This window comes from Methanobrevibacter sp. V74, assembly GCF_963082495.1.
In the GTDB taxonomy this organism is placed as follows: Archaea; Methanobacteriota; Methanobacteria; order Methanobacteriales; family Methanobacteriaceae; genus Methanocatella.
The window spans coordinates 106618-119046 of record NZ_CAUJAN010000002.1 but is presented as its reverse complement, the minus strand read 5'-3'; the positions used below and the strand labels follow the sequence as shown (position 1 = coordinate 119046).

Annotated in this window: 10 protein-coding genes; 9 read left to right on the top strand and 1 reads right to left on the bottom strand. The window is 30.0% G+C overall.

Features of this window, described 5'->3' with window-relative positions; translation table 11 throughout:
• The gene (locus Q9969_RS03220; protein ID WP_305554382.1) at positions 1 to 216 is read right to left on the bottom strand and encodes a hypothetical protein; all 216 of its coding nucleotides are present in this window, start codon (positions 214 to 216) and stop codon (positions 1 to 3) included.
• A 180-nt stretch (positions 217 to 396) separates the two neighbouring features.
• Between Q9969_RS03220 and Q9969_RS03215 the strand changes: the two genes are divergently transcribed.
• From Q9969_RS03215 to Q9969_RS03175, 9 genes are all read left to right on the top strand, one after another.
• A complete protein-coding gene (locus Q9969_RS03215; protein WP_305555005.1) occupies positions 397 to 1683 on the top strand; it encodes an O-acetylhomoserine aminocarboxypropyltransferase/cysteine synthase family protein in 1287 nt (428 codons plus the stop codon).
• Between the two features lie 302 nt (positions 1684 to 1985).
• A complete protein-coding gene (locus Q9969_RS03210; RefSeq protein WP_305514002.1) occupies positions 1986 to 2354 on the top strand; it encodes a hypothetical protein in 369 nt (122 codons plus the stop codon).
• An 80-nt stretch (positions 2355 to 2434) separates the two neighbouring features.
• The gene (locus Q9969_RS03205; protein ID WP_305554379.1) at positions 2435 to 4729 is read left to right on the top strand and encodes an ATP-dependent Clp protease ATP-binding subunit; all 2295 of its coding nucleotides are present in this window, start codon (positions 2435 to 2437) and stop codon (positions 4727 to 4729) included.
• 10 nt (positions 4730 to 4739) lie between these two features.
• On the top strand, positions 4740 to 6374 hold the full coding sequence (locus Q9969_RS03200; RefSeq protein WP_305554375.1) for a serine/threonine-protein kinase: 1635 nt from the start codon (positions 4740 to 4742) through the stop codon (positions 6372 to 6374).
• Positions 6375 to 6384: 10 nt separating this feature from the next.
• A complete protein-coding gene (locus Q9969_RS03195; RefSeq protein WP_305554372.1) occupies positions 6385 to 7914 on the top strand; it encodes a carboxypeptidase-like regulatory domain-containing protein in 1530 nt (509 codons plus the stop codon).
• A 12-nt stretch (positions 7915 to 7926) separates the two neighbouring features.
• Complete coding sequence (locus Q9969_RS03190) at positions 7927 to 8682, top strand: hypothetical protein (protein ID WP_305554368.1); 756 nt, start codon at positions 7927 to 7929, stop codon at positions 8680 to 8682.
• Positions 8683 to 8704: 22 nt separating this feature from the next.
• Complete coding sequence (locus Q9969_RS03185) at positions 8705 to 11212, top strand: Hsp70 family protein (RefSeq protein WP_305554366.1); 2508 nt, start codon at positions 8705 to 8707, stop codon at positions 11210 to 11212.
• Between the two features lie 68 nt (positions 11213 to 11280).
• Positions 11281 to 12045 (top strand): metallophosphoesterase, encoded by a 765-nt coding sequence (locus Q9969_RS03180; RefSeq protein WP_305554364.1) that lies wholly within the window; start codon positions 11281 to 11283, stop codon positions 12043 to 12045.
• Positions 12046 to 12054: 9 nt separating this feature from the next.
• Positions 12055 to 12399, top strand: a complete 345-nt coding sequence (locus Q9969_RS03175; RefSeq protein WP_305554361.1) for a hypothetical protein — start codon at positions 12055 to 12057, stop codon at positions 12397 to 12399.
• Positions 12400 to 12429 lie beyond the last annotated feature (30 nt).

Below are 12429 nucleotides of genomic sequence, written 5' to 3'. Positions count from 1 at the left end.
TTAATCATTTTTTCTTGCAAATAAATTAAAGATATCATCATCACTTAATTTGTCAACATCATTAAATAAACTTTCAATTTTTGATAGTCTTTCTTCCATGTTCTCTGCTTGAGCTTCTTTTTCTTTAACTTCTTTTTCTAAAGTAGTGATTTTCCATAATGAAAAATAGCTATCGTGTTTTACTTTTGTATGGTACCAAAAAAGACTTGGATACATTAATATGGTAATTTCAAACTTTGGAGTTCATTTTAAACAAATTTTTCATCAAAATCTGTTTTCTGATGTATATTAAATAGCTAATCAGAATATCTTACAAACTAAAAGAACAAAATTGATGGTGACATGTATTTCAAATAATTTAATATAATGCATCTAACAAATATTCACATGATTATTATGCCATACGAATTTAAAAATAAAAAAAATATTTCAACAATTGGTGTTCATGCAGGTCAAGAAGAAGTTGATGAAACAGGTTCGAGAGTGACACCAATTTATCAAACAACCTCTTATGTATTTGATTCACCCAAACAAGCTGCAAATCGATTTGCACTCAAAGAAGGAGGAAATATTTACACTAGGTTAAATAACCCAACAACAGAAGCTTTTGAAAAAAGAATGGTTGCTATTGAAGGTGGAACCGCTGCTTATGCAACTGCTTCCGGAATGGCGGCGATTTTTTATGCAATAATTAACCTGACCCAAGTAGGGGACAACATTGTATCGGCAGATAACTTATATGGTGGAACCTATGAATTATTTGAAAATACTCTAGAAGAATTGGGACGTAATGTAAAGTTTGTTGACTCACAATCTCCAGAATTATTTAAGAAAGCTGTTGATGATAAAACCCGTGCAATTTATGTTGAATCCATTGGAAATCCGAAATTAGATATTCCTGACTTTGATAGATTATCTGAAATCGCACATTCACATCAAATTCCATTAATTGCAGACAATACTGTCGGTATTGGTTCTGTAAGGCCATTTGACCATGGAGCAGACATCATTACATCTTCTGCAACTAAATACATCGGCGGGCATGGTACAACTCTTGGCGGAATTGTAATTGAAAAAGGGGATTTTGATTGGATGTGCGGTAAATTTCCAACACTATCCGAGCCTGATGAAACATACAATGGTTTGATTTTTGCTGAAACTTTTAAAGGATCTGCTTTTACAACAAGATTAAGAACAGTAGTTGGAAGGGATACAGGAGCAATTCCTTCTCCATTTGGATCGTTTTTACTATTGCAAGGTCTTGAAACATTGGGTTTGAGAATTGAAAGACATGCGGAAAATGCAATGGCGGTAGCTGAACATTTAGAAGCTCATCCAAAAGTTGCATGGGTAACCTATTCTGGCTTGAAATCTTCTCCTAATCATGAAATAGCTAAAAAATATGCTGAGAAAGGTTATGGGGGAATTGTTTCATTCGGTCTTAAAGCAGGTTATGATGGAGCTTTGAAGTTCATTGAAAATGTTGAATTGATCTCATTTTTAGCAAATATTGGTGATGCAAAGTCATTAGTCACTCACCCTGCATCAACAACACATTCCCAATTATCTGAAGAACAGCAATTATCCACTGGTGTAACTCCTGATTTGATAAGATTCTCTGTTGGTATTGAAGATATTGAAGATATTTTAGCTGATGTCGACCAAGCTTTAGATAAAATTTAATTAAATTTTATCTTCTTATTTTTTTAAATATTAAGTGTTTTAAATTTAAACTCTAGCTAAATCAAATTTTAATCAGCTCACATGCCATTAACTCAAAAAATAGATAAACACCAGTTTCTGCTAAAAAAATCCACAGCACACCATTTAAAACTCAATTTATTAATAGTTTAACAAATAAATCAACAAATCTGCTAAAACTAATTTTTTCTGACAATAATTCTGTTGGATATCCTTCTATAAAGTAAATACTTTATTTTACTTAAATATTTTTTTAATAATATATATTAATTGGAGGTAATATTATGGATGTATCCGAAATACTTGGCGCCACATTAGGGGCACTTATAAGTTTATTCATAGTTTTAATTATTCTATCTGCAGTAGTACACTTTGTTTTAGGAGATAATATTTTATTAGTATTTATCTTGTATATTCTCATGGCAATTATGGCAGGTGCGATATTAAGTTCTGCAGCTACAACAAAATCAACGGCAATAGTTGGAGTTATACTGACAATAATTATTGCTTTTTCAATGTTGAATTTTGGTTTTACAAGGATATTTGGTCCAGATATCAGTTTTCCATATTCAATGTTAAATTTAGGTTCAATATATACTGGATTAATTATTTCATTATTTGTTGGTTTAATTTTTGTTTTCCGTAGAAATTAATGACTATAAAACTAGTTTCACATGATTAATGGAGTTTACATACATTATATTAATTTCAAATATTATTATGAGGTTAAGACATGGTTAGATTATCTAAAAGTGTATATTTGGCATGGGAATTAGGTGCCGCTGAAGCCGCCAATCTCAAACAAGAATTTTTTTCTGAAGATGAACTATTAATCGGTATTTGCAGTATGGAAAAAATAGTATTTTTGATTAATGAGAATAAGATTAATTTTAATGATGATTATGCGGGAAATATCAATATTGAAAATGATGAAATAATCGATTTTTTTAAAAAATTTAATATTGAAACTTCATTCATAAGACATGAAATTCGTAAATTAAAGGGAAATGGGAATTTTGAATCTGAAAACCAAATGATTTCAAGGTCTGAGTCTTGTAAAGCTATTTTTAATGATGCAAATAATATTGCTGAAAATACAAACAGTGAAGAGGTTCGCTGTATTCACGTTTTAAAAGCCATTTTAAATAATCCTTCAGATATTATCAAGACTTTTTTTGAAGATAATAATGTGGAATTTGAGGAATTGAAAACTAATTTAAATATTAATGAATCAAAAAGATTAAAATTATCTTCTAATAGTATATTGGTTAAATATGGTACTAATTTAACTGAATTAGCTAAAGAAGGAAAGTTAACTCCTGTAATTGGACGGGACGATGAATTATTGCAGGTTATTAGAACTTTAAACAAACACAAAAAGAATAATCCTTTAATTATAGGCGAACCTGGGGTTGGTAAAACTGCTTTGGTTAATGGTTTGGCTATAAAACTTCTTGATGGAAGTATGAAAAACTTCCTAAATGATAAACAAATAATTGAAATAAACATGGCTTCTTTAGTTGCAGGAACTAAATATCGCGGAGACTTTGAAGAAAAAATAACTAAACTTGTCAATGAATCTAAGGATAATCCTAATGTTATTTTATTTGTAGATGAAATTCATACGATGCTGGGGGCAGGTTCTGGTGGCGGCAGTTTAGATGCTTCCAATATTATAAAACCTGCATTAGCTAATGGTGATTTGGTAATGATAGGTGCAACTACATTACAAGAATATCGAAAATATTTTGAAACAGATCCTGCATTTGAAAGGAGATTCCAACCGGTTGTATTGGAAGAACCTACTCCTGAAGATACATTATTCATTCTTAAAGGTTTAAAAGAGAATTATGAGGAATATCATAATGTTACAATTTCAGATGAAGCAATTAATGCTGCTGTGAATTTATCGGTGAGATATATTCCTGATAGAAACCTTCCAGATAAGGCATTAGATGTAATTGATGAAGCATGTTCTCGTAAAATTATTCCAAAATTAGATATAACTAATTCTTTAAGTATAGAATCTATTGTTAGTGAAGAAGATGTTAGAACAGTTGTTTCTGAATGGGTTGGAGTTCCTATTTCTGATGAATCATCACAATTGGATAAAGCTCAAAAAATTGAAGGATTTCTGAAATCAAAAATCATTGGTCAGGATCATGTTATTGAAAAAGTTTCAAGAAGAATTAAAAATTCTTATGCAGGCATTAATAATCCGGATAAACCTCTGGCGGTTTTTTTATTTTTAGGGCCAACCGGTGTTGGAAAAACATTTTTCTCGAAAACATTAGCTAATTTTTTATTTGATAATGAAAAATCTTTAATCAGGGTGGACATGTCAGAATATAAAGAAGAACATTCAATTTCAAAATTAATAGGTGCTCCTCCAGGTTATAAAGGCAATGATGAAGGAGGATTTTTGACTAATGCAATTAAGAATAATCCTTATTCAATCGTGTTATTAGATGAAATTGAAAAATCACATCCTAAAATATTCGACGTGTTTCTGCAGGCATTTGATGAAGGACGTCTAACCGATGGAAAAGGGAATACCATAAATGCTAAAAATTGTATTTTTATAATGACTTCAAACATTCAACTTGAAACAAGACAAGATTATAATGTTGCATTTGGAGGGACTCAGGAAGATATGAATACATTAAATATATTGGATAATTTAGCACAAGTAATGAGACCAGAATTAGTAAATAGAATTGACGATGTCATAATTTTTAATTCATTAACGAAATCTGACCACGAATCTTTAGTAAAATTGTATGTTGATGAATTTGCAAATCGCCTTTTGTCTGAAAAAGCTATTGGACTTACAATCAAGGGTTCAGTTTATAAATATCTTGTAAGTAAAGGGTATAATGCAAACTTTGGAGCTAGATATCTTAAAAGAACTGTAGAAAAGCTTGTAGAATATCCAATTTCTGACATGATTGTCAATAGAGAAGTTAAAGAGGGAAATACAATTGTTATTTCAGCAGTACGTAATGATTTAAAATTTAAGGTTAACTAAGGGTGTTATTATGAATCATGATGAAGTAAAACAAATGGTTGAGGAATTTTTTAGAGGCCAGTATGAAATTGAAAAATTTTTGGGCGCTGGAGGTTTTGCAGATGTTTATCTTGCAAAACATATTTACTTAAATGATCGCCGTGCAATGAAAATTAACAAGGAACCTTTGCCTGCTAAAAATATTGATAATATTTTTAAAGAAGCAAGAATTGCTACCTTGATTAGGCATAAAAATGTTATTAGTATGCATGATGCAGGGATTATATCAGTTTCGGGACAGGATAAAAATGGACTTTTTAATTTCGGCTTAAAGGATAGGCGTGATAAAAATTATGCCTATTTTGTTATGGAATATGTTGTAGGTGGTGATTTATGGGAATATTGGAAATCTTTTGAAAATCAGGATAAAATAATGCCTATAATTGAGGTTTTAGACATAATGAAACAAATTGCCATGGGATTGGATGTTTTGCATAATAACAATCCTAAAATTATTCACAGGGATATCAAACCTCAAAATCTTTTAATGAAAATAGAAGATGGTAAGCCACTTATTAAGATTACTGATTTTGGTTTAGCAAATGCAAAAGATAGTGATAAATCATTTGATAAATTATCTGTTGCAGGAACGCCACTTTACATGGCTCCTGAATGTTTTAAAAAGAGTTATTCTGCAATGAGCGATATTTATGCATTGGGAGTTATATTTTATCAGTTATTAACAAATAAATTCCCTTATGACATCTTACATTTTGATATGGGGGACATGTTTTTTGGAAAACCGTGGGAAAGGCAATTAAAACCTCCTAGTATGTATAATTCAGAAATATTTCCAAAATTAAATGAAATCGTAATGAAATGCTTGGCAGTTAATCCAAGGGAAAGATATAGTAATTCAGGAGAACTTTTAAAAGTTATCAATGACTTTATGGAGGATGATTTGGGAGTAGATGAAACAACTATGATTTATACTTCTGAAATATCTTCTTCAGGTTCGATTGATGAGGATGATGAAGGAAACATTAATGATCCAGAATTCAGCGAAAGTATGGAAGACATGTTGTCAAAAGCTTTCAAATTAGCTAAACAGGAAAATAAACTTGAGGAAGCTATTGAAATTCTTGAAAAAGCAATTATTAACAATATTGATGTTCGTGAAAAATATACTTATCGCCTTAGATTATGGAAAGATGAAATGCCTGATGAAAAATTAAAAAAAGAGGCGTTTAATGTATACAGTCAAAATAACCCTAGTTATTCACTTGCATGCGACCTTTTAGAGGAAGCAATTGCATATAATCCTAACTTAAATGGAAAATATGAAGGTTATGTGTGTTTATGGTCATTATTGTCAGATTTGTCTGAAAACAAAAATATTAATGAGGCGGTTGATTACCTTAATGAATTAATGGAGGATTATCCATATATTAAGAAAATGTATGAACCGGTTATTAATACTTTAAAAACATGTGATGTTGATAAAATTGTAAATGAATCAGTTAAATTAATTAAGAAATATAGATGGGACGATTCTAAAAAAGTTGAAGTTGCTAGGTTAATGGAATTTGCTATTCTTACAGATAATGTTATAAAAGATAAATATTCTGTTAAATTATCTTTATGGAAGCGTGGTTTATCTATGTGAGGTGTAATCGATGGATATACATGAAAATATTTACAGGACAAATGGTTTTAGAATTCTCGGTTTGGATATAACAAGTAAAAATAGAAAAATTGATAATCGTATTTCTAAAATTAATAGATACAGAGAAAGAAAAGATTTTAATGATACTGAACCTTTAGTTGATGTTTTTAAAAATTCTAAAATGGATTTTTTATTGCCAGTTTCACCAGAGCCATCATATAATGAGTATCAGGATGCAAAAAATAGATTAAAAGATGTTGAAACAAGATTGATAGATGAAATTTTTTGGTTTTGGCCAAAATCATTTGACAGTGATTTAGATGATGAAATTGTAGGATATTTAAAAGACGGTGAATATTATGAAGCTATTTCTTATTGGAATGACACATCTATATCAAACACTATGAATATGACTTCCATCCATAATTTGGCTGTTTTATATCATGTTAGAGCATTAGATGGATTTATCGATGGTGATGGGGATATAATGTTATTTGATGATTTAGAGCTTTCATTAAATTATTGGTCACGAATTATTGATTCAAATAACTTTAAAAACTTTGTTAAAGAAAGAGTCAATACTTTGAATCATCCTCGTTTGACTGAAAAGTTTGTTGATGAAATATTTGAAGAATTGCCTTATGATTTGTTAAATATTAATTATATTTTTATTAAAAAATATTTGGACTCCTCAAATATCACAAAAACACAATTGGATTGTGTATCTAATTTCATTGACTGTATTCAAAATTCTCCTTTCGATAAATCAGTTATTTCAAGAGTCTCTTCTAAAATTACTAATCTCATTGAAAATTCAATAAATCGAAATAAGGATTCTTTTGTAAGGTCTTTTGAAAGTGCAGATGAAAAGGATAAATTTAATTTATTATTTGATTATAGTGATGAGATAATGCCTTATTTATCAATATTACACGATTCATTAAGCAATGACACTTTTGCAAATAATTTATTGAATAATACTTGTAGATTTTTGCTAAATAAAATTCCAACCGCTGAAATATTGATTTTCATGAAATTAGTGGATGATGCAAGTTATAAGAAATTTATAGATTTATTAAATATGTTATATGAAAATGTCACTGATAAGGCATTAAAAGAGAATATACGTGCGGATTTGTCTATTGATGAAATTAAATTTGACGAAACAAGTTCTGATGTTAACTCAGCTAATCTTAATGTATCTGTTAAAGACCAGAAGGGCAATAATTTAATCGCTGTTGTGATGTTGTCTAATTCTGAAACTGGTCAGAAGTTTGAGGAAGTCATGACCACTTCGGGATCAACTACTATATATGACTTACCTAAAGGTAACTATGAATATAAAGTAATAGCTTTAGGATATGAAATACGTGAAGGTAAAATAAATATTGGCACCGGTCAAAATTCATTAGATATAAGACTTGATGAGATAATGCCTATAGTTCATAATACTTTCTCTTACAATAAACGATTTTTCATTTTCGTTGCTGCAGTGATTTTAGCATCCATTGCATTTAATGTGGTTATTAATATGCTATAGGGTAGTGATAATATGAGTGAAAATCCGTTAAATTCTGTTAAAGGAATATTTAATAGAAATCAAAAAGGAAATAATACAAAAAATATTCCTCCTAGGGCTAAAATAGATATGAATCAAATAAATCAAAACATGTTGAAAAATCCAAAACAGGCAATACCTAATCCAAATAAAAAAGAATCATCCGAACTTGACATGATTTTTATCAATCGTATGCAGGAAATAGAAAAGGTAGTTGCAAAACTTGTCAAAGACATTCAGGTTTTAGATTCCAAAAATCCCGCCATTTCCTCTAAGATGAATAGAATATTGGTTGAAATGATAATAAATATTTGGAAAATCGGAGGGATTGTAACTGATTATCAAGAAAACAATCAATTAGGTGTTGTATGTAATTTATTGTCAAATCAAGAACAAGAATTATTGAAAATCATGGAAAATCCAAAAGCTGATGCTGCAAAACTCGGCAAGGATTTAAGTGAAGTTCAAATGTGTCAAAAGATAATTAATGATTCGATTCGCCCTATTAACTCTACTGTGGAATACTATAATCTTTTAATGTCAAAACTGTCAAAGTGGGGTTTTGAAGTGAAAGATCCTATCGGTCAAAAATATGACGTGAATATGGATATTGATTTAATTTCTTTTGAAAATCCTGATCCTAATTTAAAAGAACCTACAATTACGGAAACTAAAAAACCGGAAATTTATTTTAAAGGTAACAAAATTTTAAAAGCACAAGTCGTTGTTACAAAAGCAGGGACTAAATAATAATATAATAATGGTGAATAACATGTCAAACAACTCTGATGAATTGAGAACAAAAACGGTTGATTTCGGTATTGATTTGGGAACAACAACTTCAATCATTGCCCATTGTGAAGGTAATGACACTCCTATTGTTCCGAATTTAATTAGTAACAGAAATTTCACGCCTTCTGCTGTTGCTATGGATGAGGAAGGCAATGTTCTTGTTGGGGATTCGGCAAAAAGACAGGTTTTACTTGATCCAGATAATGCAACCGCTGAATTTAAACTTAACATGGGGATGAACAAAGGATTCCATTTTAAAGATTCAGATAAAACATTATTGCCTGAAGAATTATCTGCTGAAGTCTTAAAGGACTTAAAAAATTCTGTTTATAAACAATTGGATTTAAAAGTTCATTCTGTAGTAATTACAGTTCCTGCAGATTTTGGACCTATACAAAATGAAGCTACTAAAAAAGCTGCAGAACTTGCTGGCTTTAAAAATACTTGGAATGTAATGGAACCTGTTGCAGCAGCTTATGCCTATTATAACTTATCAAATGAAGATGGAACTTGGTTAATTTATGATTTAGGCGGCGGCACTTTCGATGTTTCTATTGTGAAATTGGAAGATGATGAATTTGAAAATTTAGCCCATTCGGGAGATGAGCATCTTGGCGGAAATCTAATAGATTGGGACATTGTATTCAAAATTTTCGCCAAAAAAATCAGTGCCGATTTGGGTCTAATGGATTTCAATAAAAAGAATGAGGAAAAATACAGAAAGGCATTTGCAAAACTTAAAGGTGCTGCAGAAGAAGCTAAAAAAGATTTATCAAGATTGGATAAATCAAGAATATTTGTTGATAGCTTATTAGTTCATGAAAATGAAATTTACGATTTTAAATATAATCTAACTAAGGATGAGCTTGAAGGAGTTATGGAATCCTATATTAAAAGAACAATTAACCATTGTAATGATGCATTAAAAAAAGCTAAATTAAATGTCGATGATATTGATTACATTATTCTTGTTGGGGGTTCAACTCTTAGTCCGGTTATACGTGAAAATTTAGAAAAATCATTTGATATACCTTTAAAATATGATATTGACCCAACAACTGTTGTTGCTAAGGGATCAGCATTATTTGCAGGAACCATACCTGATCCTTATGTGGAACTTTCATCAGGCAGTTTTGCATTAAAGCTAGATTATGATGCTACCGGTCCAATCGATGAGGAATTTTTTGTTTCAGGTGAAGTTTTATCCGATCAAGTTGATGACTTTGAAGGTTTTACTATTGAAGCAATAAATATTAAAACAAAAAGAAGCACAGGAAAGATTTCTGTTGAGGATGATGGCTTTTTTGAATTTGAGTTAATGCCTGAAGATGAATCAAATAAATATTCAATTAATTTATATGATCCAAATGGAATTTTAGTTGAACTTGATGAAAATTCGGCTAATGCAATTGAATATACTGCCGGTTTTGAGCCAACTATTATTTTACCGCACACATTAGGATTGGGATTATATGATGATACATTATTTGTTTTAGCTAAGGAAGGTTCACCTTTACCATATCATAATATGGAACCATTCAAAACAACATCTGAGGTTACAAAAGGTGATGAAACAAGTTTTATTTCAATGCCTTTGTATAATGGCACTGCTAAAATTGCATCCAATAATCAAAAAGTCGGAGAATTAATAATTTCCGGTGTTGATGTTGAAAAAACCATGGTAAAAGGTAGTGAAATTACAGTCACTGTTGATATTGACGAATCACGTGTAATGAAATTTGATGTAAATGTTTTAGATATAGGTCAGAAATTTCCATTTAAAATTGACCCGAATCTTGAAATTCTCAATTTTAATGAGGTAAATAATAAATTCATCAAAGCAAAAAGTAATTATGAAGAAGTAAAATCAAAATGCAGTGCAAATGATGCAACCGATGAAATAAAAGACTATTTAAATCAAATTGATGAGGAAAACATCATTGAAAATATTGAAGATTTCATGGATGGTGCAGAAAACGATGACGGTGCACTTAATCAAGCAAATAAACTTATCAATAAATTAAATGAAATTCTAAGCAATATTAATAAATTTTTTGATGAAAAAAATCAGTTTGAAGAAGTTAAGAATATAAGGGATAATGTTGAAAAGTTAGTCAATGAAAACGGATCTTTTGAGGACAGGGAAGAATTTGACACCCTTTCAAGACAATTAGATGAAGCTATTGAAAATGAAGATTCACTTAAAGTTAATCAAATAATAGATTCGTTAATTGCCCTTCAAGTTAGATGCACACCTGAAACTCAGGTTCTTGAAGATATTAAAAATGCATTACTGTATTTGGTAATGTTCGCTGAATATAAAGATGAAGATGAATCTTTGGTCAACGATTTAAAACAAAAAGCTACTGAAGCTTTAGAAAATGATGATGCAATGGCAATGGCTAATATCGGACAGAAGCTTATGAATCTTGCAATTATTGATCCGAATAATCCTGGAGGCATGTCTGCTGGAGTGGATAGGACTTAAAATGATTATTGTTAAAGATTTTATTAAGAAGAGCTTTTCTTCTTATTTTTTTTCATTTTGATGATATTATGTTAAAAGATAAATTTATTCAATTGCCTGCAAAGGGTCGTTTATTAGTTGTCACTGATTTGCATGGTGATTTAGAGGATTATGAAAAATATATTGACCTGTGGGACTGTAATAATCCAGATCATCATTTGGTCTTTGTAGGTGATTTTATTCATGCTACCTGTGAAGATGATGGTTCAATTGAAATAATTGATGATGTTATTGAAAAATACGAAAAATATCCCAATTTCCATCCCCTTTTAGGCAATCATGAATGGAGTCATATTGTTCGAAGTCCGGTATTTAAAGGATTTAATAATCAAACTCAGGAATTTGAAGATTTGATAAAAAAGAAAAAGGGATCTCTTGAACCTTATTTGACTGATTATGTTGAATTTTTCAAGTCAATGCCTCTTTTTGTCCAAACAGAAAATGGGTTGTTTATATCTCATACCGGGCCCTCTAGATTTATTCATTCTATGAATGATTTTAACATGATTTTTGACAATGATTATAATTATGACCTTCTTCATGATTTCTTATGGAATCGTTATGATAATGATTATTCAGTAGCTGATGTTGAGGGTTTTCTTGAAATCATTGGCTCTAACTGTATGGTTGTTGGTCATACGGTTGTTGATGGTTATTTTACTTATGGAAATCAATTAATTGTATCATCTAGTTTTGGTTCGGATAATAAGGCTTATTTGGATGTTGATTTATCACTGCCTGTGCGTAATGTGGATTATTTGATAAATAATATTAAATTTATACAAGGAGAATGAGGTGAAAATATGAATTTCAATGATAATTTTAATAGGAATATGGCTATACAATCCAGTATATATGCTATAATACTATTTATATTTAGTATTTATTGTATAAGTTATGATATATCCTTTTTTGGGATTGATGCATTATATTACTCTTTAATTGCTTCTATTCTTGGAGGATTGGAATTAATTGTTGCTTTTGATTATTATCATAATGGAGCATATGAAAGGCCTTTTGGTCTTATAACATTATATTTGACTGGAATGGTGCTGGGAGTAATCATTTTTTATTTGGTTATACTCAATATTCCAATGGATACTCTAATTCAATTTCAAAGTATTTTAAAAATTGAAGCAGTAAGATAACTTAATTATTTCCTTTATTTTTTTATAGGG

Excerpts from the sequence above, each read along its gene's own strand:
- Q9969_RS03220 (WP_305554382.1), bottom strand. The coding sequence starts at position 216 with ATGTATCCAAGTCTTTTTTGGTACCATACAAAAGTAAAACACGATAGC.
- Q9969_RS03215 (WP_305555005.1), top strand. The coding sequence starts at position 397 with ATGCCATACGAATTTAAAAATAAAAAAAATATTTCAACAATTGGTGTT.
- Q9969_RS03210 (WP_305514002.1), top strand. The coding sequence starts at position 1,986 with ATGGATGTATCCGAAATACTTGGCGCCACATTAGGGGCACTTATAAGT.
- Q9969_RS03205 (WP_305554379.1), top strand. The coding sequence starts at position 2,435 with ATGGTTAGATTATCTAAAAGTGTATATTTGGCATGGGAATTAGGTGCC.
- Q9969_RS03200 (WP_305554375.1), top strand. The coding sequence starts at position 4,740 with ATGAATCATGATGAAGTAAAACAAATGGTTGAGGAATTTTTTAGAGGC.
- Q9969_RS03195 (WP_305554372.1), top strand. The coding sequence starts at position 6,385 with ATGGATATACATGAAAATATTTACAGGACAAATGGTTTTAGAATTCTC.
- Q9969_RS03190 (WP_305554368.1), top strand. The coding sequence starts at position 7,927 with ATGAGTGAAAATCCGTTAAATTCTGTTAAAGGAATATTTAATAGAAAT.
- Q9969_RS03185 (WP_305554366.1), top strand. The coding sequence starts at position 8,705 with ATGTCAAACAACTCTGATGAATTGAGAACAAAAACGGTTGATTTCGGT.
- Q9969_RS03180 (WP_305554364.1), top strand. The coding sequence starts at position 11,281 with ATGTTAAAAGATAAATTTATTCAATTGCCTGCAAAGGGTCGTTTATTA.
- Q9969_RS03175 (WP_305554361.1), top strand. The coding sequence starts at position 12,055 with ATGAATTTCAATGATAATTTTAATAGGAATATGGCTATACAATCCAGT.